Origin of the sequence: Castellaniella sp., assembly GCF_041677825.1 — a bacterium.
Classification (GTDB): domain Bacteria; phylum Pseudomonadota; class Gammaproteobacteria; order Burkholderiales; family Burkholderiaceae_B; genus Castellaniella.
The window spans coordinates 25,063-48,517 of sequence record NZ_JBAYPG010000004.1; the positions used below are offsets into that span (position 1 = coordinate 25,063).

The window sequence follows — 23,455 nt, forward strand, 5'->3', positions numbered from 1 at the left end:
TTCCAATGGGGCGGCATGCGATATCATTGGAGATTATTCATGATTGATTCCAGTTTGCAATATGGCATTGCTACCCATACTCCAATACCCTGATCCCCGTCTGCATACGGTTGCAGCCCCTGTGCGGGCGGTCGATGCCCGTATCCGTCAGCTGGTGCACGACATGGCCGAAACCATGTACGCCGCGCCGGGTGTGGGTCTGGCCGCCACGCAGGTCGATGTGCACGAGCGCGTGGTGGTCATCGATGTGTCCGAAGAAGGCAACGAACTGCATGTGCTCATCAACCCGGACATCACCTGGAAAAGCGACGAGCAGCAGACGTACGAAGAAGGCTGCCTGTCCGTGCCCGGGGTGTACGATGAAGTGCAGCGGGCTGCACGTATCCATGTGCGCGCCCTGAACGAGCAGGGCGAACCCTTCGAGTTCGACGCTGAAGGCCTGCTGGCCGTGTGTGTGCAACACGAGCTCGATCATCTCCAGGGCAAGGTGTTTGTCGAATACCTCTCCATGCTCAAGCAGAACCGCATCCGCACCCGCCTGCGCAAGCAGCAGCGCGAAGCCCAGCGCGAGGCGGTCAAGGTCTGATCTGCATGCGCATTGCATTTGCCGGAACCCCTGATTTCGCTGCCCGGGCGCTGCAGGCCGTGCTGGATGCGGGGCACGTGGTGTCACTCGTGCTCAGCCAGCCGGATCGTCCGTCGGGGCGCGGTCTGAAGCTGACTGCAAGCCCTGTCAAGCAGCTGGCCATGGCCCATGGGCTGCCCATCATGCAGCCTCGCAGCCTGCGCCTCGATGGCCGTCACCCTGAAGACGCGCATCAGGCTCGGGATGCCCTGCTGGCCGCCCGGCCCGCCGTGCTCGTGGTGGCCGCCTATGGTCTGATCCTGCCGCAATGGGTGCTCGATCTGCCGCAGCATGGCTGCCTGAACATCCATGCCAGCCTGCTGCCGCGCTGGCGTGGTGCAGCCCCCATCCAGCGAGCCATCGAGGCGGGTGACGCACAGACCGGCATCACCATCATGCAAATGGATGCCGGCCTGGATACTGGAGACATGCTGTACCATACCGCGCGGCCTTTGTCGGCTGATGAAACCGCAGCCAGCCTGCATGATGCCCTGGCGCAGGATGGCGCCACCGCCATCGTGCACGTGCTGGCGCAGCTCGAAGCGGGCAGGTCGCTGCCGCGGGTGCCACAGCCGGCCACCGGCATCACCTACGCGGCCAAATTGCTCAAATCCGAGGCTGCGCTCGATTTCAACCAGCCCGCCGTAGTGCTGGCGCGGCGCATCCGGGCGTTCGATCCGTTTCCAGGGTGCTCGATCCAGTTCCCCGGCCTGGGCGCCATCAAGGTCTGGGCGGCCGAGGCCTTGCCATCGCCGGCCACGGCCGGGTCTGTGCCGGGCAGCATCCTGCCGGGCGGGCATTTCGATGTGGTGACAGCAGAGGGTACCCTGCGCCTGAAGGTCGTACAGAAGCCGGGCGGGCGGCGTCAGCCCGCCGAAGCCTTTTTGCGCGACGTGTCGATGCCCAGTTGCTTGAGCTTGCGGTAAAGATGGGTGCGCTCGAGCCCGGTGCGCTCGGAGACCCGCGTCATGCTGTGGTTTTCTCGTTGCAGGTGATATTCGAAATACTGGCGTTCGAATTCATCGCGGGCATCACGCAGCGGCTGGTCAAACGAAATACTGTTCACGCGACCTTCATGGCTGGGTAGTGTCGCCCCGGGGCGCCCGATGTATCCGGCTGGGGCGGACGATTCACTGTATGCCGGCTGTGTTTCGGTGGCCGGTGGATACAGGGGCCGTTCGGTACGCTGGCGCATGGCAGGCGGGATCACCGAGCGCGCCAGCCCCACGGTGACGGCCTTGAGCAGCTTCTGCAGCGTGATGGGCTTTTCGAGGAAATCGATGGCCCCGATGCGGGTGGCCTCGACCGCCGTATCGACCGTGGCATGACCGCTCATCATGATGACCGGCATGTTCAGCAGGCCCTGCGCGGACCACTCTTTCAGCAAGCTGACGCCATCGATATCCGGCATCCAGATGTCCAGCAGGACCAGATCCGGGCGCTGACGCAGCCGGTACTCACGGGCCTGTGCTGCGCTTTCTGCCAGTTCTACCGTATGGCCTTCGTCGTACAGAATTTCGGACAGCAATTCGCGAATGCCGATTTCGTCATCTACCACCAGAATCCTGGCCATATCACCTCGCTTGATGTTCCGTGTATTATCCTGTGCCTGATCGGGATCGTCCAGTTGCGTGATCTTCGGGCACGTTGAAGAGGATCGACACGCGGGCGCCGCCATCCGCCCGGTTCGAAATGTCGATCTCGGCGCCGTGCTCCTCGACAATTTTCTTCACGATGGCCAGCCCCAGGCCTGTACCCATGGGCTTGGTCGTTACATAAGGCTCGAAGACACGGTTCAGCAGCTCAGGCGCAAACCCCGGCCCGTTGTCCGATACGGTCAGGCGCACGCGTACGGGTCCGTTGTCATCTTCAGGCGCAATGAGGCGGGTCTGCACACGGACCTCGGCTTGCGTGTTGCCCGGGGTCTGTGCGCTGGCATCGCGTGCATTGGCAAGCAGGTTGTGGATCACCTGGCGCCATTGCGCGGGGTCGCCCAGGATGGCTGGCAAACCCTCTGCAAGGCGGGCATGAAAATGAACCGCATGGCTGTCGTTGACCGGCCCCTGCGTATCGGCTGGATCCCAGCCGTACAGCGTGAGCACTTCGGCGAGCAGGGCATTCAGATCGATGGCCTGCATGCGTGCCTTGGGGGTACGGGCATAGTCGCGAAAATCATCCACCATGCGCTTGAGCGAGGCCACCTGATTGACGATGGTCTGGGTCGAGCGCAGCAGCATCTCGGCCTGGTCGGCGGGCAGCCTGTCGCCCAGCTTCATGGCCAGGCGCTCGGCCGACAGCTGTATGGGGGTGAGCGGATTCTTGATCTCATGGGCCAGCCGGCGGGCGACCTCGCCCCAGGCCACCGTGCGGCTTGCGGAAATGACCTCGCTGATGTCATCGAAGACGACGACGAAACCGTCTTCCCGGCCATCGAGCAGCAGGCGGGTGCCCCGTGCGAGCAGCGTGACCACGTGCTTCTTGCGTTCGTTGTCCGGCGCGTCCTGCAGCTCGATCTCGAACTGCTGCTGCCAGTAGGGACGGGTGGATTCGACCGCATCGTGGGTTGCAAAGGCCTGGCGGATCAGGCGCGCCATGGGCAGGGCGCCCTCGACCACCTCGAGCGGGCGACCCTGGTGGGTGCGCAGATCGACGTGCAGGATGTTCTGGGCCCCCTGATTGAACAGGGTCAGGCAAAATGCGCGATCGAACACCAGCACCCCGGATGAGAGATTGCCGAGTATGGATTCGAGGTACAGATTGCTCTGTTCCAGCTGGCGCCGGTGACGGTCCACCATGCGGCGTGCTTCATCTAGCTGGCGCGTCATGGCATTGAATGAGCGCGTCAGTTGGCCGACCTCGTCGCGTGCCGGTGGCTCGGGCAGCGGCCGGAAGTCGCCCACGCTGACCGCCTGGGTGCCTGAAGCCAGCCTGAGCAGCGGACGTACCAGGCGCCTCGAAACGGCCAGGGCGGCCACCAGGGCTGCGAATACGGCCAGGATCAGGGCCAGGGTCAGGGTGATGCCATACAGCTTGCGCAGGCCCAGGCGCGACAGGGCCAGTTCCTGATAATCCTGGAAACCCCGCTGGACCTGGCTCGCATTCTGGGCGATGCGCTCGGGCACTGCCTGGATCACCTGCAGCCAGCGCGAGTCGCTGCCCAGTCCCATGGGGGTTCCGAGGCGCTCTGAACTGGCCTCGATCGGGACGATGACACGCAGATGCAGGCCCTGATGGGTTGGGCCATCGACTTCGGGGTGGTCTTCTTCGGCGGCGCCATAGCCTTGCGACACGCGCAGTTGGTTCAAGACGCTGCTGGGGGGCAGATCGGGCAGCAGCTGGCTGAAATCCGTCGATGAAAAAGCGATCAGCCGGCCGGTACCGCTGAACACCATGGCCTCGTCGATTTCGTTGGTGGCGCGCAGGGTGGTGATGAGCAGGGCGATTTCTGCGTCACTGGCATTGTTCAGCCGCACTGCGATGCCGCGTGCCCGGGCATCGAGTTCGGCCAGCTGTGTATCCAGCGCCGCACGCCCCAGGTTCAGGCCGGCTTCCAGCGCGGTGTCCACCCTGACGTTGAACCAGGATTCGATGGATCTGGACATGAACTGCACGGACAGGACATAGATCAGCAGCCCGGGCAGGACCCCGATCAGTGTGAAATACAGTGTGAATCGGGCGGTCAGGCGCGCCCCGAACTGGTGACGGCGGATCTGGCGCAGCAGCCGCGAGGCGAGGATCACGACCCAGCTCATCAGGGCGACGGCCAGAATGCCGTTGAGCAGCAGCAGGGTGTCGTATTGCTGGGCGTAGCGCGACGCATTCCCGGTGGACCAGACCAGCAGCGCCAGCAAGGCTGCGGCGCTGATCACCGCGACCCCCAGGGCCAGGCGCAAGGCCCAGCGCGTCATTCGGGGTGCGTGTCGGCGGAAGTCGAAAATTCGAAATATTTCCATGGTGTCGTCAGGGCCCAGGCGGTGCTGTTCAGCCCATCGACCTGCAGCGGACGGGCCAGGCGCGCCGTATCCAGGCGCAGGCGCAGGCGCCCGCGCCAGGTCTGGTCGGCCGCGAAACGTTCCGTGGGCCCGATGGCCCAGTGGCGGATATGGCGCAGTTGATCCAGCGCCTCATCCAGGTTGGGGGTGGGCAGCGAGAGATCGCCCGTGCCGGTGCGCCACTGGCGTGTCAGGGGGTTGTACTGGATGCGCCAGGTTCGCTGTTCGTCTACCACGGTTTCATCGAACCACCACCAGCGTGGCCGTTCGATCTGCAGATCGACCGTGAAATACAGGGGTACGCCTTTGTGCGCGGCCTCATCGAGTTCGTCTCCGAGGTGTATGTCGATATCGGCATCGAGCATCCACTGGCCGCCTGTCTGCTGCAATGAAACATGGGTGACCTCACCGCCGTTGGCCAGCGCCAGACCGGTTTGCAGCAAGGCAACGAGTACGATGAGCACATACAGGAGGCGGCGGGACATTGCGAGTGCAGGTGCATGAACGGATCGAAACCCCTGAAGTATTGATGAGACGCCGTGTGGACGCAAGCCCTGGCCCGGTCTGGTGCGCCGCCGGCCTGTTCTGGCTGCTGCCGGCGCCATGGCGCCAGGGGTGCACAGGGTGCCAGGGCTGCAATCAGGGTGCCTTCTGCAGCAATGCATAGAAGAAACCATCACCATCGTCCGCGCCGCCCGGCAGCAGATGGCCAGGCGCTGCCAGGCGCCGCGCCTGCGGGCCGTGTTGCAGGAAATCCTGGATCTGCTGTTCGCCTTCCTGGGGGAAGATCGAGCAGGTCACGTAGAGCAGATGGCCGCCTGGCCTGAGCACGGGCCACAGGGCCCGCAGGATCTCGGCCTGCAAACGGGCCGTGCGCGCCAGATCGCTGGCGCGGCGCAGCCAGCGGATATCCGGATGCCGGCGGACCACACCGGATGCCGTACATGGAACGTCGGCCAGAATCGCGTCGTAGGCCTCGCCGTCCCACCATTGTTCCGGCGTGCGTGCGTCGCCCTGACATATCCGGATGCTGTCGGTGAACAGGCCCAGGCGCTTCAGGTTGTCGGCGATCCTGTCGAGGCGGACTGCATCCTGATCGAGCGCCGTCAGGTCCAGATCGTAGTGCTCGAGCAGGTGGGCCGTCTTGCCGCCGGGTGCGGCACAGGCATCCAGCACCCGCGCGCCTGGCCGCAGTGGCAGCAGCGCGGCGGCACGCTGTGCAGAGGCGTCCTGGACCGACCACAGGCCTTGCGCATGCCCGGGAATCTCGTGCACGGGCCTGGGCGACTCCAGAATCAGGCCATCCTGCAGTACGGGGCGTGCGGCCAGGCCCTGCTGCTGCAATTGGGCGCGCAGCGCGTCGCGGCCGATCCGCCGGCGGTTGGCCCGCAATGTCATGGGTGGCATCTGGTTCGCTGCGTGCAGCAGGGCCTGCCAGTCATCGGGCCAGGCCTGGCGCAGCGCATCGATCCACCATTGGGGATGATTCCAGCGTGCCTCCGGCTGGTCGGCAACGGTGGCCTGCAGCGCCTTGCGCTCGCGCCCGTAGCGCCTGAGTATGGCGTTGATCAGGTTGCCGGCCGGGCGTGTGCGGCGCTCACTGGCTGCCGCGGCGACCATCTGGTGGACGACCGTGTGGGCCGCGTAGCGTGGCGCCCCAGGCGGCAACGGCTCGCCGGCTGCCGCCTGCAGGCTGGTTTCGAGCAGGCTCAGGCCCAGCAGGAGCAGCGCGTCGACCAGCATGCAGCCGGGTGTTTTGGGCACCATCAGGGCGCGCAGTGCGCGCGCCAGACCCAGGTGGCGCATGGCATGGAACGACAGCGCCTGTGCCGCAGGCCGCAACGGCTTCGGGGTGTGCTCGAGTGCAGCGGACAATGACTGCCCGCGCAGCACCGCCTCGATGGCGATGCCAGCCGCCATCAGTTGCTGGTGCAGGCCGGGTTGCGTGACACGGGCATCAAGTGCGCGGGTCATGGCCTGGTCCCGGTGTCGGATGAACGGTGTGCATGGAAGGCCGCATGGAATGACCGGGCGGCACTTCAGCTGTCTGCGTCCGGCTTGCGTGGTACCACCCGGGGCGGCGGCTTGCCGGCCTCGAGGGGCCGGGCCCGTTTGAAGGTCGCCACCGGGAGTTCGCCGAACACGCCGCGTCGGGCGGCCACCCGCCAGGCGTGCCCATAGGCCACTTCGAGGCTCAGGTGGATCGTGCCGTCGTCATGACGGCGCTGTTCGAGGGTCTGCAGCAGGCGATTGCGCCAGTTGCGCCCACTCAGGCTGCGCCTGCGGCCACGGGACGGATTGCCGCCCAGAATGCGGACGTCATCCAGCAGTTTCTCGGCGCTGCGATAGGTGAGGGTGATGATTTCCTGATCCATGACCGGATCGGCAAAGCCCACTTGCAGCATGAGATCGCCAAAATCGTGCATATCCACGAACTCCATCGGCTGTGTATCCAGATCCGCGTCTGCGACGGCCTCACGCAGTTCGCGCAGCGACCCGGGGCCCAGGCTGGAGTACATGGCCAGGGCATCATTGCGCAGGATGCGGCGCCATTCCTGGAGCACCATATGGGGCTCGGGGTGCCAATGCAGGGCCAGATTGGACCAGACCAGATCCAGGCTCTGGTCGGGCAGGCCTGTTTCGGCGAGATCCGCCTGGCTGAAGCCAGGCCTGGGCGTCGGCTTGTTGCGCAGCCGGTGCCAGAAACCGGGCGTGGTCGCGTAGCGCTGGCGCGCCACCTCGAGCAGGGGTTCGCAGGCATCCTGACCAAGATAATTGAGGTTCGGGTAGCGCGCGCGCAGCGGATCCAGCGCATGGGCGGCCCCGCAGCCGGCATCCAGGATGTCCTGGGGCGCGATGCGGATGTACGCCAGGCGACGCAGCATGCGTTGCGCTATTTCGCCATACAGGAACTGGGCGGCATCCAGTGGTGCGCGCCGGGCAAACTGCCGGCGCACGGCGGTGGGATCGATGGGCAGGCGTGGAAGCTGGGACATAAATGATGCGTTGGGCTGATGTGTGGTCTGGCGGATTCCTATACTGGGCCCTGATCCTTGAACCCGTCATTGCTGATCCCCGAACCCATCATTATGCTGCATCTGTTTCGTGCGCGCTGGCGTGACCTGATCCCGGCCGAATGCCCCGGCTGTGCCCGGCGGGTGTCGGGGCAGGGCTTGTGCCCGGCCTGCCGCGGGGCGCTCGGGCGCTGCCCCTCGGTGCCCCGCTGTGCGTGGTGCCAGCATCCGCTCGTGCAGGGGCGGTGCCCGGACTGCAGCCGAGCGGCGCCCGCCTGTGACCGTATCGTAAGCGCCTTTGACTACCTCGGGGTGGGCCAGCGCCTGATTCAGGCCTACAAGCTGCAGGGCCAGCTCTCATTGGCCAGCCTGCTGGTCCAAGAGCTCGAAACGGCGATTCTCGCCGCTGGCTGGGCGGCAGCGGGGCCGCCCCAGTGTATCGTGCCGGTGCCGGCGCGCGCGGCCGCACTGCGTCAGCGGGGGTTCAGCCCGCCTGCCGAGGTGGCCCGTCAACTGGCCCGTCGCCTGGGCATCCCTTACCGGCTCGGTGCGCTGCGCCGCCTGCACGAAGGGCCACGTCAGGCGGCCCTGCCTCGGTCTGCCCGCCTGACCTCACAGCAGGGGCTGCTGGCCAGCGCAAGCCCCGTGGACGGCTTGCGTGTGGCGGTGGTCGATGACGTGATGACGACGGGTGCCACCTTGATGGCCTGCCGCGCAGTGCTGGTCGAGGCCGGGGCCGTGCAGGTCGAGGCCTGGGTGCTTGCACGGGCACTACAATTCGGGCCATGTTCCATATCATCCTCGTCGAACCCGAAATCCCGCCCAACACCGGCAATGTGATCCGGCTGGTGGCGAACACCGGCTGTCAGCTGCATCTGGTACGTCCGCTGGGCTTCGTGCTCGATGATGCCCGCCTGCGCCGCGCAGGCCTGGATTACCACGAATGGGCCGATCTGCGCGTGCATGACAGCCTGGCACTGGCCCTGCAGGCTGTGGGCCGCCCGGTCGACCGCTGCTTTGCCTTCACGACCCATGCCGCGCGCCTGCTCGGTGCCCAGACGTTTCAGGCTGGCGATGCGTTCATCTTCGGGCGTGAGACGGCCGGCCTGTCGGCTGCGCATCTGGCCCTGCTGCCCGAATCACAGCGCGTGCGTCTGCCCATGCGCCCGGCGCAGCGCAGCCTGAATCTGTCGAATGCGGTGGCCGTGGTCGTTTTCGAGGCCTGGCGCCAGGCCGGGTTTGCCGGTGGTGTCTGAGCCCGGGCCTCATTCGGGGCGTGGCTCGCGTTCGAGCAGGGTAGCGACGGCCTGCCGGGGTGTCAGGCCCTCGAAGAGCACCTGACAGACCACGTCGGTGATCGGCATGTCCAGATCCAGCTGCTCGCCCAGCGCTCTGGCCGCCTGTGCGCAGCGCGCGCCTTCGACCGTGATGCCGCGCGCCAGCAGGCGGTGTGGGGCCTCGCCCTGGCCGATGGCGACGCCCGCCTGCCGGTTGCGTGAAAGATCACCGGTGGCGGTGAGCACCAGATCCCCCAGACCGGTCAGGCCATTGAATGTGTCGGCCTGCGCGCCCAGGGCAACGCCCAGACGGCGGATTTCGGCCAGGCCGCGGGTGATCAGGGCCGCCCGCGCATTGGTACCCAGCCGCAGGCCATCCGAGATGCCGCAGGCGATGGCCACGATGTTCTTCATGGCCCCACCCACCTGCACCCCCATGATATCGCCCGAGGTATAGATGCGCGCCTGATTGCCATGGAAGGCCCGCTGTGCAAGATGGCCGGTGGCGGTGTGACGGCTTGCGACGGTCAAGGCAACCGGCAGGCCCAGGGCGACTTCGCGCGCAAATGACGGCCCTGACAATACCCCGGCGTGAGCCTCGGCACGCCCGGCGAACGCGCGTGCCACGATCTCGTGCGGCCATTCGCGGCTATCTGCCTGGATGCCCTTGCAGGTCCAGAGGACGTGCAGTGCCGGGGATTGCGGGGGCCACTGCCTGGCCAGTTCGGCACAGGTTTCGGCCAGGCCCGCCATCGGCACCCCCAGCACGATGAGCCCGGCGGCATCGCCCGGCCCGCCCAGCGCGTGCGCCACCGCCGTGGAGAAGTCATGGGTGGCCAGCAGATTTTCGGGCAGCGGGATGTCGGGCAGATAGCGTGGATTGCGGTGTTGCTGGCCCAGGACCTGTGCCGTGGCGGGATCGCGGGCCCAGAGCATGACCTCGGCCCGTGGACAGGCCAGCGCAGCCAGGGCGGTGCCCCAGCTGCCGGCCCCCAGCACGGTGACGCGCAGCCTGGACATGTGCGGATGGCTCAGTTGCGGGCCCCGGGCGGCAGGATCAGGCCGGAGTCTGCCTGATCGCCCTCGGCCGCCTGTTGCTTCTGCTGCGCCAGACGCTGTTCGTACAGGGCCTGGAAGTTCATTTCGCTCAGGTGCAGGGGCGGCATCGAGGTGCGCGTGATGGCATCGGCGACATTGGCGCGCAGATAGGGGTACAGCATCGTCGGGCAGACGATGCCGATGAGTGGGTCGAGCTGCTCGGCGGGAATGTTGGCGGCTTCGAAGATGCCGGCCTGGGCGAGTTCGACCAGATACAGGACCTTGTCGCCGATGCGCGTGGTGACCGTGGCGGTCACCACGGACTCATAGACGCTTTCGGCCAGGCGCTGACCGGAAACCTGAATGGACACTTCGACGGCCGGGCCTTCTTTTTCGAGGAAAATCTCGGGGGCGTTGGGCATCTCGATGGACAGGTCTTTGACGTAGGTGCGCTGCAGGCCGAAGCTGGGGGCCTGGCCATTCTGCTTCTGGTTTTCTTCAGACATGAGGGTTCCGGAAAAAGGGTGGGTGGAATCAGGCCTGCAGCAGAGGCAGCAGGCCCTGGGCGCGGTCCAGGGCGGACAGATCATCGTAACCGCCAATGTGACGGTCATCGATGTAGATTTGCGGCACGGTGCGTCGGCCCGTACGTTCCATCATGATGACACGTTGCCGAGGATCGCGGTCGATGAAGATTTTATGGATCTCGGTCACGCCGCGCTGCTTCAGCAGCATTTCGGCGCGCACGCAATAGGGGCACACCTGGGTGCAGTACATGGTGACTTGGGACATTGGGAGATTCTCAGGATTTTTTCAGGGGCAGACCGCCATCGATCCAGGCATTGAGCCCGCCTTCCAGGCTGAAGACCTGCTCCAGCCCATGCTTGCGAAGCTGGGTTACGGCCTTGCCGGCCTCTTGGCCACGCGTGTCGACGACCACGATCGGGCGATCCTTGGGCAGGCTGCCCGCATGCGCCTCGAGCGTGTCGATGGGAATATTGCGCGCCTGCGGGATGCTGCCGGCCTTGAATTGCGTCTCGGGGCGGATATCGACGAACAGGCCGTTTTCCCGGTTGATCCGGCCGACCGCATCGGCCAGGGCAATGCGTGCGGTGGCACGCCCGCCGCCGATCAGATTGGGCCAGAGCAAAAGGGCGCCGGAGGCCAGTGCGATGAGCAGGATCCAGAGATTGTTCTGGCTGAGCAAGAAGTCCACGAAAGTTCCTGTGAGGCTGTCGATGAGAGGGGTTGGGGACACGAGACCGGCGGTTTGTCGGGATCCCGTACGCACCTGCCGGGCAGGTCTGCAGCGGTGATTATAAAATGGTTGTCGGTTTTGAACTTTTTTCAGGATTGCGATGCACAAGCTCGTTCTCATGCGCCATGGCGAAAGCCAGTGGAATCTCGAAAACCGTTTCACGGGCTGGACGGATGTAGACCTCACCGAGACGGGCCATGCGCAAGCCTGGGCGGCAGGCGAACTTCTACGCGCAGAAGGCTTTGTGTTCGACCTGGCCTGGACCTCGGTACTCAAGCGCGCCATTCGTACCTTGTGGATCACGCTCGATGCGCTCGATGCGATGCATACCCCCATCACGCTCGACTGGCGCCTGAACGAGCGCCATTATGGTGCCCTGCAGGGTCTGAACAAGGCCGAGACCGCTGCCCGTTATGGTGATGCCCAGGTGCTTCAGTGGCGTCGTGCCTATGCGATCGCACCCGAGCCCCTGGCCGCCGACGACCCGCGCCATCCGCGTTTCGATTCGCGCTACCGCGGCCTTGCTGACGCGCTGCTGCCGGCCACGGAATGCCTGCGTGATACCGTGGCACGCGTGGTGCCCTGCTGGGAAGACGCCATTGTCCCCGCCCTGCGCGCCGGCCAGCGCATACTGATCTCGGCGCATGGCAACAGCCTGCGCGCCTTGATCAAGCATCTGGATGGGGTGTCCGATGAAGACATCGTCCACATGAATATCCCTACCGGCCAGCCGCTGGTCTACGAGCTCGACAGCGACCTGCGCCCCCTGAAGCATTATTACCTGGGTGATGCCGACCAGATCCAGGCCGCCATGCAGGCAGTGGCCAATCAGGGCAAGGCCCGCAAGGCATAGGCATGCGCCGGGCGCTGTGCCTGCTGTGTGTGTTGGTCATGTCGTCTGTCGCGGGTGCGGCGGCAGCACCCACGGAAGTGGCGCCTCTGCAGGCGCGCCAGCAGCAGGCACAGAAAGAACGCGGGGCCTTGCGCCGGCAGATTGATGCGCTGCAGAAACGCATAGACGCCAGCGAAGCCAGCCAGGCCGACACCAGCCGCGTCCTGAAGGCCTCCGAGCAGGCCATCTCGGACATGACGCGCAGCCTGCTGGAACTCGATGAGCGGCAGCAGGGTTTGCAGGCCGTGCTGGCCCAACTGTCTCGCGAGCAGGAACAGCAGCAGGCTGCGCTGCGGGTGCAGCAGCAGGCGCTCGCCAGCCAGTTGCGCGCGCGCCATGCCAGTGGCCTTTCACCTTGGTCCGTGCTGCTTTCGGGGCGTGATCCCCAGAAACTGGGGCGTGAACTGGGCTGGCTCAGCTATGTGGCCAGGGCGCGTACGCAGACCCTGGCGGCGCTGCAGGGCACCCTGGCCGAATTGGCTCGGCTGCAGGCACAGACCGATGCCAGTCTGGCGGAGCTCGCGGCGCTGCAGGGCGACATGCAGGCGCGTCAGCAGGCCTTGCAGGCACAAGAGCAGGCGCATCGCCAGGCGTATGACCGGGTGGCCGCACAATTGGTGGCCGAGCGATCAAAGGCACAGGGCTTGCAGGGGCGCGAGCAGCAACTGGGTGCGTTGCTCGAGGCGCTCAAAAAAGAAATTGCCGCTGCAGAGGCGCGTCGCCGGGCTGCAGAACAGGCGGCGCGCGAACAGGCCGCTCGGGAACAGGCCGCTCGGGAACAAGCCGTTCAGGAACAGGCCGCTCAGGAACAGGTTGCGGAGGGGCAAACTGCTCAAGAGCAGGTCACACAAGCGCAGGCCGCCCCGGAAAATACGCCCCGTACCGTGCCCGAAGGTGGGTTTTCAGGGCTGAAAAAAGGCTTGCCGCTGCCGGTCGCCGGAGAAATGCAGGGCCGTTTCGGCGCACAGCGCCCCGATGGCGGGCTGTGGCGCGGGGTCGTGCTGCGCGCACCCGAGGATACGCCGGTGCATGCGGTGGCAGCCGGCCGGGTCGTGTATGCCGGCTGGCTGGCCGGATTTGGCAATTTGATGATCATCGACCACGGCCAGCAGTACCTGAGCGTTTATGCCTATAACCGCAGCCTGCTGCGCGAGGTGGGTGACGTCGTGGCAGCGGGCGATGTGCTCGCGCGGGTCGGCGCCACCGGCGGACAGGTCGAGCCGGGTCTGTATTTCGAACTGCGTCACGAAGGGGCGCCGATCAACCCGCAACTGTGGCTGCGGCCATGATGGCGGTACGGTACTATTCAATATTTGTTCGACACTTCGGGCCAGGGGCCTTTCAATGAACCTGAACAACAAGCGATCCTGGGGCTGGATACTCGTGGGCTTTCTGGGTGGTATCCTGGTCAGCCTGGGGATTGCTGCCGCTGCGCAGAAAGGCGAGCCGCTGCCGCTCAAGGGCCTGCAGCAGTTTGCCAACGTGTATGGCGCCATCAAGTCCAGCTATGTCGAACCGGTCACCGATCAGACCCTGATCGATGAGGCCATCAAGGGCCTGTTCGCGGATCTTGACCCGCACTCGCTGTATCTCGATGCCGAGGCGTACAAGCAGATGCAGGACATCACGCGTGGCGGGTTTGGGGGGCTGGGCATCGAAATCGGCACCCAGGACGGCATGCCCAAGGTGATTGCACCGATCGAAGATACGCCCGCCGCGCGCGCGGGCATCCTGACAGGCGATCTCATCACGAAGATCGACGGCGAACCCACCAAAGGGCTGACGCTCAACGAGGCCGTCAAGAAGATGCGCGGCGAGCCGGGCACGCCCATCGACCTCACCATACAGCGCGCCGGCAGCAGCAAGCCCCTGAAATTCCATATCGTGCGCGAAATGATCAAGACGCGCAGCGTGCGTGGCAAGATGCTGGCTGATGACATCGCTTATGTCAGGGTGACGCAGTTCCAGGATCGTACTACGGCCGATCTCATCCGCATGCTGGCCGAGCTTTCGCCCGACAGGGCCCCCAGGGGGCTGGTGCTCGATCTGCGCAATGACCCCGGCGGCCTGCTCGATGGCGCCATCGGCGTGTCATCCGCCTTTCTCGAGCCGGGTGCACTCGTGGTCTCCACAAAGGGGCGCATCCCGTCATCGAACGAAGCATTCTATGCCCGGCACCTCGACCGCGAAGGGGCGGGCATTGCGCTGCCCGCCTGGACACGCACCGTGCCCATGGTCGTGCTGATCAACATCGGGTCGGCCTCGGCTTCCGAGATCGTGGCGGGTGCATTGCAGGACTACAAGCGGGCCAGAATCGTCGGTAACCGCAGCTTTGGCAAAGGCTCGGTGCAGTCGGTCCTGCAACTCGACGATGACACGGGCATCAAGTTGACCACGGCACGCTATTACACGCCCAAGGGGCGCAGCATACAGAACACGGGGGTGGATCCCGACCACGAGGTGGCCGACAGCGCCGCAGGCAACCTGTTTCGCATGCAGCGCGAAGTGGATCTGCGCCATCACCTGAAGACGCAGGACATTCCCGAACCAACGCTCCGGGAAGACAACGATGAGGATTTCGTCCAGGGTGAAATCCATATGTTCGAGTTTGGCGGGGCAGACGACTGGCAGCTCGAACAGGGGCTGAATGCCCTGCTGGGGCGGCCGGTGCTCAAGACCGATCCCGCGCAGGTCAAGCGCGAGCGTGACCGGGCCGGCAGCGCGGGCGATGGCAAGAAATCCGCCAGCGAAACGGCCGGGCCGACAGGTGAAAAAAAAACCCTGAATGATTCAGGTCCGGTTGGTACGGACCCCATCGAAATCCTGCGCTATCGCATCACCCCCGAGGGGATGATCAAGGTGCCCTGATGCCATCCGATCATCCGGTGCCAGAAGACCATCTGGACGATGCCCGGCTCCTGCGGTATGCGCGCCACATCCTGCTCGACGAACTGGGTATCGAGGGGCAGGAGCGCCTGCTGGCTGCACGGGTACTGATCGTCGGCGCGGGCGGCCTGGGGTCGCCGGCGGCACTGTATCTTGCGGCGGCCGGGGTCGGGCAGATCACGCTGGTTGATGATGATGTGGTCGAACTCAGCAATCTGCAGCGTCAGATCCTGCACAATACGGCCAGCCTGGGGCGCCCCAAGGCAGAATCCGGGCGCGATGCCCTGTACGCCCTGAATCCCGATGTGCGCGTACAGGCCGTGGTCGAGCGGCTGGATGACGCCCGTCTGCTCGAACTCGCGGCACGGGCCGACCTGATGCTTGATTGCTGTGATAATTTCGCCACTCGGCATGCCATCAACCGGGCCTGCGTGGCAACCGGCACGCCGCTGGTCTCAGGGGCGGCCATCCGGTTTTCGGGGCAGGTCAGCGTATACGATCTGCGTGATCCGGCCGCGCCATGCTACCACTGCCTGTTTCCCGAGGCGGATTCTGCCGAAGAACTGCGCTGCGCCACTACGGGTGTGCTGGGGCCTCTGGTGGGCATGGTGGGCAGCGTGCAGGCCGCCGAGGCCATCAAGCTGCTGGTGGGCATGGGCGAACCCCTGACGGGGCGCCTGTTGTCCGTGGATGCCCTGCGCATGCAGTGGCAGACGATCCGGTTTCGCCAGGACCCCGGCTGCCCCGTGTGCAGCAGGCGTGCGCGCCCCGCGGTGGCGCGCTCAGTGCGCGCTGATCAGGGTGCCCACGCCACGATCGGTCAGGATTTCGAGCAACAGGCAGTGGGGCACCCGGCCGTCGATGACATGCACCGAATTGACCCCGAAACGGGCCGCATCGAGCGCTGAGGAAATCTTGGGCAGCATGCCGCCCGAGAGCGTGCCGTCGTGGAAGAGCTCGTCTATGGTCTGCGCCGACAGCCTGCGCAGCAACTGGCCGTTCTTGTCGAGTACCCCCGGGGTGTTGGTGAGCATGACCAGCTTTTCTGCGCCCAGCACTTCGGCGATCTTGCCGGCCACGACATCCGCGTTGATGTTGTAGGCCTGGCCGTCGTCGGTGCTGTAGCCAATGGACGAGATCACCGGGATGAACTGATCGTCCTGCAGGGCCTTGACCACCGCCGGCTCGATGCGTTCGATGTCGCCCACGAAGCCGATGTCGAGCATCTGGCCGGGGTTCTGTTCGTCGGGCATGCGTTTTTTGCGCGCCTGGATCAGGCAGCCATCCTTGCCGGTCAGGCCGACCGCCTTGCCACCGGCCTGATTGATCATCATCACGATGTCCTGCTGCACCTGGCCACCCAGCACCCATTCGACGACTTCCATGGTTTCGGCATCCGTCACCCGCATGCCCTGCACGAATACCCCTTTCTTGCCCAGCCGCTCGAGCGCGCTGTTGATCTGCGGCCCGCCACCGTGCACCACGACCGGATTGAGACCGACCAGCTTGAGCAGCACCACGTCGTGGGCGAAACCGCGCTGCAGGGCTTCGTCGGTCATGGCGTTGCCGCCGTACTTGATCACCACCGTCTTGCCGTGAAAACGCCGGATGTATGGCAGGGCCTCGGAGAGGACTTCGGCCTTGACGGCATCGGGCAGGGACGGCATCGGGTTCTCGGGATTCATCTCGGGGATCGGAGTCGGTGTGTCGGAGTCGGTGAGTATCAGGAGGACGCCAGGGCTTTTTCGACGGTGGCCATGAAGGCCTGTTCGTCGTAGTTGCCGAGATAGCGCTTGATGATGTGGCCCTGCCGGTCGATCAGGATGGCAGTGGGTGTCAGGCGGATGTCGCCAAAGGCTTGCGCCAGCGTCCCATCGGCATCGAGCACGACCGGAAAGGGCAGCGCGCGCGTGGTCGCGAAGTTCTTGACGTAGCGGGGCGGGTCATAGGCCATGGCCACGGCGATGGTGTCGAAGCCGCGCGCCTTGAGATCCTGATAATGCCGGATGGTATCGGGCATCTGTGCGACACAGGTGGTGCAGCTGGTCGCCCAGAACTTGACCAGCACCACTTTGCCGCGCAGGTCGTGGGTGGTGACCTGCTGGCCATCGAGCGCGGTGAACGTGACCTGTGGCGCGGCCTGCGCAGCGCCCTGGAATTGCCAGATGGCCGTGGCGCCCAGGGCGGCCACGACCACCAGCCCAATCAGCAGTTTTTTCATTTCACGGGCAGTGCCTGGGTTTCGGGGTCACCCGCGGCCTGCGAGCCAGACCCGGCGGCTGCAGGTTCTGCCGCGGTGGGCGAATCGGAATATTCTTCCCTCAGGGCCTCGGGGGTGACGACATCAAACAATTTTATGACTTTATTGACCCCCGCGACAGTCGCGGCGGCCTTGGCTGCACGCTCGCCCTCTGGGGCCGTGACCTTGCCCATGAGGTATACGGTGCCGCGTTCGGTCATGACCTTGATGGTACGAAATGGCACATCCTTGGTGGCGATCAACTGGCTCTTCACCTTCGAAGTGATCCAGGTGTCGTTCGAGCGCACACTGAAGGGCGTGATGTTGCCCACGCGCAGGAAATTGTCGACGGATTTGACGCGGAAGATGCCACGCACGATGTCCGTCGCCTTTTGCCTGTCGGCTTCGGAGGGGACATCGCCGATCAGCAGGACCCGCCCCGCATAGGACATGACGCTGATGCGCGCCTGGTCGCCGAAGGCCTGTTCGAGTTCGCTGTCGGCACGCAGTTCGATGGTCTGGTCGTCGACCTGCTCGCCTGTGGAGCGCCGGTCGGAGGCCACCAGCGCCGTCGTGGTGGCACCGCCCACGACCACTGCGGCGCAGCCGGCCAGCAGGCTCAGGGCCAGCAGGGTGGACACGATGCGCAGGGCGTGCAGGATGGCTTGGGGCATCAGGCTGAATCTCCGAGGAGCAGGGCGTCGATCCCGTCGCACAGGGCATGCAGGAGCAGGATGTGGACTTCCTGGATACGCATGGTACGGTCGTGTGCCACGCAGAGATGGACGTCGGTGGCCTGCAGGAGCTCGCCCACCCTGCCGCCGCCCTTGCCGGTGAGGGCGATGACGGACATTTCACGATCGTGGGCGGCTTCGATGGCCCGCAGCACGTTGGGAGAATTGCCACTGGTGGACAGGGCCACCAGCACATCGCCCGGCTGCCCCAGGGCATTGACCTGACGCTCGAACACGGCCTCGAAGCCGTAGTCGTTGCCGACCGCCGTCAGGATGGCGGTGTCGCTGTTGAGCGCCAGACCGGCCAGCGGCAGGCGCTCGCGTTCGAAGCGGCCCACGAGTTCCGCCACGAAGTGCTGGGCGTCGGTGGCCGAGCCGCCGTTGCCACAGGCCAGGATACGGGCATTTCCGGTAATGGCCGAGAACAGCAGATCCACCCCCGAGGCGAGCATGGGGGTCAGGGTGCCGGCGTTGGCCTGCAGGGTCTGGATGGCCGCGTCGAAATGCGCCGCCATGCGCTGTGGTATGTCCATGGGGTCATTATCGCATGAGTGAAATGCTGTCAAGGTAACAGATTCCAAACGGATCCCGGCCCGGTTTCAGGCCTCGAAGGCCTGGCGGATCCAGCATACGTGGCCGCCCTGGAAGGTGAGGACATCAAAGCGGCAAGCCGGCGCGTGCCCGGTGATGGGCATGTCCAGCCGCCTACCCAGCCGGGCCAGAAGGTACTGCGCCGTGCGAACCAGGCGCAACTGCTTGCGGCGGTTTACACTGGCAGCGGCGCTGCCGTGGGTAAGGGCATTGCGTTCGCGTACCTCAACGAACACCAGCACCTGGTCATCGAGCGCCAGCAGGTCGATTTCACCCCAGCGGCAGCGCAGGTTGCTGGCAATGATCCGCAGGCCCTGCCGTGTCAGGTAGTCGCGGGCCCGCTGCTCGGCCGCGTGGCCCTGGCGCTGGGTGGCTGAACCGCTGGCCAGGGACAACTGTCGCCGTGGCGGCTGGCGGCCCTGCAGGGCGCGGCGGCGCGAGACCTGCCGCAGGGCCTTTTCCTGGGCCAGTCGGGCAATTTCGTAAGGGCATGCGGGCGGGTGGGGCACGATTCAGGAACACAGGGAATGCACAAGGCCAGTATGACGAACAATCACGACGGGCAGGGCACGCCGGCATGGGAATATCACGCCCGGCTGGTCGCCGGGCAATCCTGGCCCGAGGCCTGCCTGTATGTGGTGGCCACGCCGATCGGAAACCTGGCCGATCTGAGCCTGCGCGCACTGGAAGCCCTGCGCCAGTGCGATGTGGTCGCGGCGGAAGACACCCGCACCACCCGCAGCCTGCTGCAGGCCTGGGGGCTGGACGTGCCCCTGCTGGCCGCACATCGGCATAACGAACAGTCCGTGGCCGGCCGCATCCTCGAGCGTCTGCGGGCCGGGGCGCGGGTTGCACTGGTGTCCGATGCGGGGGCGCCGGCCGTCAGCGATCCAGGCGCACGCATCGTGCGGCAGGTGCGTCTGGCCGGGTTTCGGGTGGTACCGATTCCCGGGCCCAGCGCCGTGATCACCGTGCTCATGGCCTGTGGGGCCACGACGGATGAGAGCCCGGGTTTTGCCTTTGCGGGGTTCATGCCGGCCAGGGCAGCGGCCCGGCGCGCATGGCTGCCCGACTGGCTGGCGCTGCCCATCCCGGTGGTCTTTTTCGAGGCACCGCACCGGGTGCAACGGGCATTGGCGGATCTGCTCGAACTGGCTGGGCCGTTGCGAAATATCACAATTGGACGCGAATTGACCAAACGGCACGAAGAGATCGTGACCTTGCCTCTGGAGCACGTGATGGCCTGGTTCGCAGCCGATGCGCACCGGCGCCAGGGTGAATTCGTGCTGGTCGTGCACACGCCGCCGGTGCCGCCTGCTGCTTCTGTCGGGCTTGCAGAAGCAGACCAGCACCTCATGCAGGTCTTGCTGGATGAACTGTCGGTACGCGATGCCGTGCGCATCGGCGCGCGGCTGACCGGGCTTTCGCGCGACAGTCTGTACACGTGGGCACTGGCACATCGGGGGGCCTGCGATTCCGCGTCCTGATCGGGGGGTGTCGTTCTTGCACTCTGCTTGCGCGCGTGACTCAGAAGCCGTGTGACTCAGAAGCCGCGTGGCTCAGAAGCCCTGATCCAGGGCAATCACCGGCTGCAAGCCCAGGGTTTCGAGCAGCAGGCCAGCATCCTGTGCGGCCTGATCACGTGACGGATAGGGCCCCGAGCGCACCTTGTACAGGGCTGCCTGGCGGCTGACCGACACCGGGATGCCCAGGCCCTCGAGCCTGGTATTGACCCGTGTGGCCAGTGCCTGCGCATTGTCAGCCGAGGAAAACGCACCATACTGCAGGTATATGCCGCCCCCGGCCGGCTCGTGCCGGACGTGCGCCAGGCCTTCGGGGTCGACAGGGGTCGCGGCCGGATCGGCCGCCTCACCGGGCGCCACGGGTGGCGAGGCTGTCGCGACTGGCGTCGTGAAGCCTGTGGGTGCACGCGCAATGGCCGTCGCCGTATCGGGCGATCCCCCCGGATAGTGCCCGGCCAGGATGTCCGAGTTGGTGATCGCCTTGACCACCACGGTGCCGCTGCCTGGCCCGATCAGACCCAGCTTGGCGGCAGCCACCCACGAAAGATCGATGATGCGGCCCGAGTGGAACGGCCCGCGGTCATTGATGCGCACGATGATGCTGCGGCCGTTGGCCGGCCGTGTCACGATCGCATAGCTGGGCAGTGGCAGGGTCGGGTGGGCCGCGGTCATGGTGTACATGTCGTAGATTTCGCCATTGGCCGTACGTGCGCCGTGGAATTTGCGGCCATACCAGGATGCAGTGCCCGTTTGTTCGTAAGGCTGGTTCTCGGCCAGGGGCTGGTAGCGCACGCCGAAGACTTCGTAGGGGCGAAAATTTGCCGGGGCATGCTGTTCGACGCGTGGCACGGCGTTCGGGATGGCGGCGACATCAGCGGGTATCCGGGCCCCGGGCCCGTCGTCTTTGTAATAGCCGCCCGGGCGCGAGGCACAGGCACCCAGGATCGCGCTGCAGGCCAGAGCCAGCAGCAGCCGGCCGGCCCGTTGCAGGGTGGGCGACAGGTCGTCGGGCACGCGGCCTGCCGGAGGGATCCGGACGGGCGGGTTCATGGGTCTGTATCCTGCAGCAGGGGGTTGCGATGGCGCACCAGCAGGGGGGTGTGGTCACTGAACCGCCGGGCCAGCTGCTCGGTGACATAGACCGAGCGATGCTGACCGCCGGTACAGCCGATGGCGATGGTGAGATAGTTGCGCGTATCCTGCATGTAGAGCGGCAGCCATTTGCGAATGAACCCGGCGATGTCGTCCACCATCGCGGGTACGGCCTCGAATGCCTCGAGCCACGCGGCCACTGCCGGATCACGCCCGGTCTGCGGGCGCAGGGTGCGGTCGTAGTAGGGGTTGGGCAGGCAGCGCACATCGAAGACCAGGTCTGCATCGTTGGGCACACCCCGCTTGTAGGCAAATGACTCGAAAGTCAGGATGATCGCCCGATGGTTGGCGCGCACCAGGTCGCGTATCCAGGCGCGCAATTGCCCGGGGGTGAGATCGGATGTGTCAATCACGTGTTCCTGGTTGCGCAGCGGGGCCAGCATGTCGCGCTCGCGCGCGATGCAGTCCTTCAATGAGGCGTCCAGCCCCTCGCGCTGCAGGCGATCGGTGAGGGGGTGACGCCGTCGCGACTCTGAGTAGCGCTGGATCAGTGTTTCATCGCTGGCCTCGAGAAACACCACGTGCAGGGCCCGACCCATGGCGCGCAGGCTCGTCAGGACGCCTGGCAGTTCATCCAGATCACCGGGGGTGCGCACATCGATGGCCACGGCCACCTGCTGCAGGCCAGTGTCCTGTGTGCTGGCGATGAATTCATGCAGGAAGCGCACCGGCAGGTTGTCTATGCAGGTATAGCCCGTGTCTTCGAGCATGCGCAGGGCCACGGACTTGCCCGAACCCGAAATGCCGGTGATGAGCACGATGTTCAGCATGGCCGGCCCCCGGCTTCAGCGCGCCCCTGGCTTGTCGGCCAGAGCGTCGCGGCTGCTTTGCATGATCGCCAGGGCCTGGCGCTCGATGAAGTCACCCATGGTGTCGATCCCGCGCAGTTGCAGGATGGTATTGCGCACGGCGGCTTCGACCAGCACGGCGAGGTTGCGTCCGGCAGCCACTTGCAGCATCACCCTGCGGATGGGGATGCCAAGGACATCCTGATGCTCATCCTGTGTGGGCAGGCGCTCGAAGTGCTCGGCGTTCAGACGCACCAGATGGACGATCAGCTTGATCTTCATCTTGCGGCGCACCGAGGTTTCACCAAATATGGTGCGGATGTCGAGCAGGCCCAGACCACGAACTTCAAGCAGATTCTGCAGCAGTGGCGGGCATTGACCCTCGACGAAATGGGGCGCCGTGCGTGACAGCTCGACCGCGTCGTCGGCCACCAGCCCGTGGCCGCGTGAAATCAGCTCGAGGGCCAGTTCGCTCTTGCCCAGGCCCGATTCGCCCGTGATCAGGACACCGAGCCCCAGTACGTCCATGAAGACGCCATGCACCGTCATTTTCGGTGCCATGCGCTTGCCCAGGTAAATGCGCAGCAGGTCGATCAGCAGAGCGGCCTCGAAGGGCGTGGCGAGCAGGGGGATCTGCTGCTCGCGACAGTAGTTCAGCAGGTCATCGGGCGCTTCGGTGCCGGCGGCAAGAATGATGGCAGGCACTTTGCCCGCACGCAGGTCTTCGAGCAGGTTGTGTCGCCGATGCAGGTTCAGGCGCCTGAAGTAGGCCATTTCTTCGGCGCCGAACACCTGGATGCGGCCGGGATGGATGAGATTGAGGTGGCCGATCAGATCGGCCCCCGAGCCGTGGGCATCCGGGATCACCCGCTGGTCGGCGGTGTCCTGGCCGGCCACCCACGAGAAGGGGATCTTCTCGTGGTTGTCATGGATCAGCTCTGGGATGCTCAGCATGTTCGATGTGCGGCTCATTGCCGCCCGAGAGAATCAGCTGATGCACTTCGGCCACGTCGTTCGAATGCGCCAGGGTGTGCCGGATTTCGGCATCCGACATGAGCCGGGCAATGCAGGCGAGCAGGTCGAGGTGCATCTGGGTGGCGGTTTCGGGCATCAGCAGAAAGAACAGCAGGCGTGCAGTACGCCCATCATTTGCATCGAAGCGGACCGGCTCGGACAGCCGGATGAACGCCGCATGCGGTTCGCGCAAATCCTTCAGGCGCCCGTGCGGGATGGCCACGTCGTGGCCAAGTGCCGTGGAACCCAGCCGTTCACGTGCCAGCAGGCTGTGGAAGACCGACATGCGTGCCACGCCCTGATGGTTCTCGAACAGCAGCCCGGCATGTTCGAAAGCCCGCTTCTTGCTGGTGGCTGCCAGATCGAGAACAATGTTCTCGGGTGGCAGGATACGGGGGGTGAGATTCATGGCGCACATTATAGTGCGAGTAC

At 65.4% G+C, this 23,455-nt stretch carries 26 protein-coding genes and 1 pseudogene; 9 read left to right on the forward strand and 18 right to left on the reverse strand.

All coding sequences use genetic code 11. The features are described from left to right. Positions 1-61 precede the first annotated feature (61 nt). Complete coding sequence (def, locus tag WCY17_RS02765; protein ID WP_372700642.1) at positions 62-586, forward strand: peptide deformylase; 525 nt, start codon at positions 62-64, stop codon at positions 584-586. Between the two features lie 5 nt (positions 587-591). Next, positions 592-1,551, forward strand: a complete 960-nt coding sequence (gene fmt / locus WCY17_RS02770; RefSeq protein WP_372700643.1) for a methionyl-tRNA formyltransferase — start codon at positions 592-594, stop codon at positions 1,549-1,551. Here the strand turns inward: fmt and WCY17_RS02775 are convergent. The 5 genes from WCY17_RS02775 to WCY17_RS02795 all read right to left on the reverse strand — a co-directional run bounded on the left by WCY17_RS02775 (position 1,491) and on the right by WCY17_RS02795 (position 7,613). Beyond that, entirely contained in the window at positions 1,491-2,198 is a 708-nt protein-coding gene (locus tag WCY17_RS02775; RefSeq protein WP_372700644.1) for a response regulator, read from the reverse strand. The genes fmt and WCY17_RS02775 overlap by 61 nt on opposite strands. A gap of 25 nt (positions 2,199-2,223) precedes the next feature. Next, positions 2,224-4,578: an ATP-binding protein gene (locus tag WCY17_RS02780; protein ID WP_372700645.1), complete on the reverse strand. Its 2,355-nt coding sequence runs from the start codon at positions 4,576-4,578 to the stop codon at positions 2,224-2,226. After that, positions 4,530-5,102, reverse strand: a complete 573-nt coding sequence (locus WCY17_RS02785; RefSeq protein ID WP_372700646.1) for a DUF4390 domain-containing protein — start codon at positions 5,100-5,102, stop codon at positions 4,530-4,532. Before WCY17_RS02785 ends, WCY17_RS02780 begins: the two co-directional genes overlap by 49 nt. A gap of 154 nt (positions 5,103-5,256) precedes the next feature. Continuing rightward, the gene (rsmB, locus tag WCY17_RS02790) at positions 5,257-6,591 is read right to left on the reverse strand and encodes a 16S rRNA (cytosine(967)-C(5))-methyltransferase RsmB (RefSeq protein ID WP_372700647.1); all 1,335 of its coding nucleotides are present in this window, start codon (positions 6,589-6,591) and stop codon (positions 5,257-5,259) included. A 65-nt stretch (positions 6,592-6,656) separates the two neighbouring features. Further along, the gene (locus tag WCY17_RS02795) at positions 6,657-7,613 is read right to left on the reverse strand and encodes a methyltransferase domain-containing protein (RefSeq protein ID WP_372700648.1); all 957 of its coding nucleotides are present in this window, start codon (positions 7,611-7,613) and stop codon (positions 6,657-6,659) included. 57 nt (positions 7,614-7,670) lie between these two features. Here WCY17_RS02795 and WCY17_RS02800 point away from each other — a divergent pair, with 57 nt between their 5' ends. Beyond that, a complete protein-coding gene (locus WCY17_RS02800) occupies positions 7,671-8,471 on the forward strand; it encodes a ComF family protein (protein ID WP_372700649.1) in 801 nt (266 codons plus the stop codon). Continuing rightward, a complete protein-coding gene (locus tag WCY17_RS02805) occupies positions 8,417-8,887 on the forward strand; it encodes a tRNA (cytidine(34)-2'-O)-methyltransferase (RefSeq protein WP_372700650.1) in 471 nt (156 codons plus the stop codon). Before WCY17_RS02800 ends, WCY17_RS02805 begins: the two co-directional genes overlap by 55 nt. A gap of 9 nt (positions 8,888-8,896) precedes the next feature. Here the strand turns inward: WCY17_RS02805 and WCY17_RS02810 are convergent, their stop codons facing one another. The 4 genes from WCY17_RS02810 to WCY17_RS02825 are packed head-to-tail and all read right to left on the reverse strand — an operon-like array spanning position 8,897 to position 11,162. After that, positions 8,897-9,943 (reverse strand): NAD(P)H-dependent glycerol-3-phosphate dehydrogenase, encoded by a 1,047-nt coding sequence (locus WCY17_RS02810; RefSeq protein WP_372700755.1) that lies wholly within the window; start codon positions 9,941-9,943, stop codon positions 8,897-8,899. Then, on the reverse strand, positions 9,940-10,452 hold the full coding sequence (gene secB / locus WCY17_RS02815) for a protein-export chaperone SecB (protein WP_372700651.1): 513 nt from the start codon (positions 10,450-10,452) through the stop codon (positions 9,940-9,942). Before secB ends, WCY17_RS02810 begins: the two co-directional genes overlap by 4 nt. 28 nt (positions 10,453-10,480) lie before the next feature. Further along, positions 10,481-10,738, reverse strand: coding sequence for a glutaredoxin 3 (gene grxC, locus WCY17_RS02820; RefSeq protein ID WP_372700652.1), 258 nt, complete (start codon positions 10,736-10,738; stop codon positions 10,481-10,483). A 10-nt stretch (positions 10,739-10,748) separates the two neighbouring features. After that, positions 10,749-11,162, reverse strand: coding sequence for a rhodanese-like domain-containing protein (locus WCY17_RS02825; protein WP_372700653.1), 414 nt, complete (start codon positions 11,160-11,162; stop codon positions 10,749-10,751). 142 nt (positions 11,163-11,304) lie between these two features. Between WCY17_RS02825 and gpmA the strand changes: the two genes are divergently transcribed. The 4 genes and pseudogenes from gpmA to WCY17_RS02845 all read left to right on the forward strand — a co-directional run. Beyond that, positions 11,305-12,057 (forward strand): 2,3-diphosphoglycerate-dependent phosphoglycerate mutase, encoded by a 753-nt coding sequence (gene gpmA / locus WCY17_RS02830; protein ID WP_372700654.1) that lies wholly within the window; start codon positions 11,305-11,307, stop codon positions 12,055-12,057. A gap of 38 nt (positions 12,058-12,095) precedes the next feature. Continuing rightward, on the forward strand, positions 12,096-13,385 hold the full coding sequence (locus WCY17_RS02835) for a murein hydrolase activator EnvC (protein WP_372700655.1): 1,290 nt from the start codon (positions 12,096-12,098) through the stop codon (positions 13,383-13,385). 55 nt (positions 13,386-13,440) lie between these two features. Then, a complete protein-coding gene (locus tag WCY17_RS02840; RefSeq protein ID WP_372700656.1) occupies positions 13,441-14,964 on the forward strand; it encodes a S41 family peptidase in 1,524 nt (507 codons plus the stop codon). 32 nt (positions 14,965-14,996) lie between these two features. Beyond that, positions 14,997-15,743: pseudogene (locus tag WCY17_RS02845) on the forward strand (ThiF family adenylyltransferase); the annotation flags it as partial. Between the two features lie 21 nt (positions 15,744-15,764). Here WCY17_RS02845 and argB read toward each other — a convergent pair. The 5 genes from argB to WCY17_RS02870 all read right to left on the reverse strand — a co-directional run bounded on the left by argB (position 15,765) and on the right by WCY17_RS02870 (position 19,055). Further along, a complete protein-coding gene (argB, locus tag WCY17_RS02850) occupies positions 15,765-16,667 on the reverse strand; it encodes an acetylglutamate kinase (RefSeq protein ID WP_372700657.1) in 903 nt (300 codons plus the stop codon). A 38-nt stretch (positions 16,668-16,705) separates the two neighbouring features. Then, on the reverse strand, positions 16,706-17,203 hold the full coding sequence (locus tag WCY17_RS02855) for a peroxiredoxin family protein (RefSeq protein ID WP_372700658.1): 498 nt from the start codon (positions 17,201-17,203) through the stop codon (positions 16,706-16,708). Continuing rightward, positions 17,200-17,895, reverse strand: coding sequence for a BON domain-containing protein (locus tag WCY17_RS02860; protein ID WP_372700659.1), 696 nt, complete (start codon positions 17,893-17,895; stop codon positions 17,200-17,202). Before WCY17_RS02860 ends, WCY17_RS02855 begins: the two co-directional genes overlap by 4 nt. Beyond that, positions 17,895-18,488: a phosphoheptose isomerase gene (locus WCY17_RS02865; protein ID WP_372700660.1), complete on the reverse strand. Its 594-nt coding sequence runs from the start codon at positions 18,486-18,488 to the stop codon at positions 17,895-17,897. Before WCY17_RS02865 ends, WCY17_RS02860 begins: the two co-directional genes overlap by 1 nt. Before the next feature lie 66 nt (positions 18,489-18,554). Continuing rightward, entirely contained in the window at positions 18,555-19,055 is a 501-nt protein-coding gene (locus WCY17_RS02870) for a YraN family protein (RefSeq protein WP_372700661.1), read from the reverse strand. An 18-nt stretch (positions 19,056-19,073) separates the two neighbouring features. Between WCY17_RS02870 and rsmI the strand changes: the two genes are divergently transcribed. Further along, positions 19,074-20,033: a 16S rRNA (cytidine(1402)-2'-O)-methyltransferase gene (gene rsmI, locus WCY17_RS02875; RefSeq protein ID WP_372700662.1), complete on the forward strand. Its 960-nt coding sequence runs from the start codon at positions 19,074-19,076 to the stop codon at positions 20,031-20,033. A gap of 72 nt (positions 20,034-20,105) precedes the next feature. Here the strand turns inward: rsmI and WCY17_RS02880 are convergent, their stop codons facing one another. The 4 genes from WCY17_RS02880 to WCY17_RS02895 are packed head-to-tail and all read right to left on the reverse strand — an operon-like array spanning position 20,106 to position 23,432. Beyond that, the gene (locus WCY17_RS02880; protein WP_372700663.1) at positions 20,106-21,119 is read right to left on the reverse strand and encodes a septal ring lytic transglycosylase RlpA family protein; all 1,014 of its coding nucleotides are present in this window, start codon (positions 21,117-21,119) and stop codon (positions 20,106-20,108) included. Next, the gene (gene rapZ, locus WCY17_RS02885) at positions 21,116-21,991 is read right to left on the reverse strand and encodes an RNase adapter RapZ (RefSeq protein WP_372700664.1); all 876 of its coding nucleotides are present in this window, start codon (positions 21,989-21,991) and stop codon (positions 21,116-21,118) included. Before rapZ ends, WCY17_RS02880 begins: the two co-directional genes overlap by 4 nt. A gap of 15 nt (positions 21,992-22,006) precedes the next feature. Continuing rightward, positions 22,007-22,963: an HPr(Ser) kinase/phosphatase gene (gene hprK / locus WCY17_RS02890; protein WP_372700665.1), complete on the reverse strand. Its 957-nt coding sequence runs from the start codon at positions 22,961-22,963 to the stop codon at positions 22,007-22,009. After that, entirely contained in the window at positions 22,935-23,432 is a 498-nt protein-coding gene (locus WCY17_RS02895; protein ID WP_372700666.1) for a PTS sugar transporter subunit IIA, read from the reverse strand. Before WCY17_RS02895 ends, hprK begins: the two co-directional genes overlap by 29 nt. Positions 23,433-23,455 lie beyond the last annotated feature (23 nt).

Excerpts from the sequence above, each read along its gene's own strand:
- def (WP_372700642.1), top strand. The coding sequence starts at position 62 with ATGGCATTGCTACCCATACTCCAATACCCTGATCCCCGTCTGCATACG.
- fmt (WP_372700643.1), top strand. The coding sequence starts at position 592 with ATGCGCATTGCATTTGCCGGAACCCCTGATTTCGCTGCCCGGGCGCTG.
- WCY17_RS02775 (WP_372700644.1), bottom strand. The coding sequence starts at position 2,198 with ATGGCCAGGATTCTGGTGGTAGATGACGAAATCGGCATTCGCGAATTG.
- WCY17_RS02780 (WP_372700645.1), bottom strand. The coding sequence starts at position 4,578 with ATGGAAATATTTCGAATTTTCGACTTCCGCCGACACGCACCCCGAATG.
- WCY17_RS02785 (WP_372700646.1), bottom strand. The coding sequence starts at position 5,102 with ATGTCCCGCCGCCTCCTGTATGTGCTCATCGTACTCGTTGCCTTGCTG.
- rsmB (WP_372700647.1), bottom strand. The coding sequence starts at position 6,591 with ATGACCCGCGCACTTGATGCCCGTGTCACGCAACCCGGCCTGCACCAG.
- WCY17_RS02795 (WP_372700648.1), bottom strand. The coding sequence starts at position 7,613 with ATGTCCCAGCTTCCACGCCTGCCCATCGATCCCACCGCCGTGCGCCGG.
- WCY17_RS02805 (WP_372700650.1), top strand. The coding sequence starts at position 8,417 with ATGTTCCATATCATCCTCGTCGAACCCGAAATCCCGCCCAACACCGGC.
- secB (WP_372700651.1), bottom strand. The coding sequence starts at position 10,452 with ATGTCTGAAGAAAACCAGAAGCAGAATGGCCAGGCCCCCAGCTTCGGC.
- grxC (WP_372700652.1), bottom strand. The coding sequence starts at position 10,738 with ATGTCCCAAGTCACCATGTACTGCACCCAGGTGTGCCCCTATTGCGTG.
- gpmA (WP_372700654.1), top strand. The coding sequence starts at position 11,305 with ATGCACAAGCTCGTTCTCATGCGCCATGGCGAAAGCCAGTGGAATCTC.
- WCY17_RS02835 (WP_372700655.1), top strand. The coding sequence starts at position 12,096 with ATGTCGTCTGTCGCGGGTGCGGCGGCAGCACCCACGGAAGTGGCGCCT.
- WCY17_RS02840 (WP_372700656.1), top strand. The coding sequence starts at position 13,441 with ATGAACCTGAACAACAAGCGATCCTGGGGCTGGATACTCGTGGGCTTT.
- argB (WP_372700657.1), bottom strand. The coding sequence starts at position 16,667 with ATGAATCCCGAGAACCCGATGCCGTCCCTGCCCGATGCCGTCAAGGCC.
- WCY17_RS02855 (WP_372700658.1), bottom strand. The coding sequence starts at position 17,203 with ATGAAAAAACTGCTGATTGGGCTGGTGGTCGTGGCCGCCCTGGGCGCC.
- WCY17_RS02860 (WP_372700659.1), bottom strand. The coding sequence starts at position 17,895 with ATGCCCCAAGCCATCCTGCACGCCCTGCGCATCGTGTCCACCCTGCTG.
- WCY17_RS02865 (WP_372700660.1), bottom strand. The coding sequence starts at position 18,488 with ATGGACATACCACAGCGCATGGCGGCGCATTTCGACGCGGCCATCCAG.
- rsmI (WP_372700662.1), top strand. The coding sequence starts at position 19,074 with ATGCACAAGGCCAGTATGACGAACAATCACGACGGGCAGGGCACGCCG.
- WCY17_RS02880 (WP_372700663.1), bottom strand. The coding sequence starts at position 21,119 with ATGAACCCGCCCGTCCGGATCCCTCCGGCAGGCCGCGTGCCCGACGAC.
- rapZ (WP_372700664.1), bottom strand. The coding sequence starts at position 21,991 with ATGCTGAACATCGTGCTCATCACCGGCATTTCGGGTTCGGGCAAGTCC.
- hprK (WP_372700665.1), bottom strand. The coding sequence starts at position 22,963 with ATGCTGAGCATCCCAGAGCTGATCCATGACAACCACGAGAAGATCCCC.
- WCY17_RS02895 (WP_372700666.1), bottom strand. The coding sequence starts at position 23,432 with ATGAATCTCACCCCCCGTATCCTGCCACCCGAGAACATTGTTCTCGAT.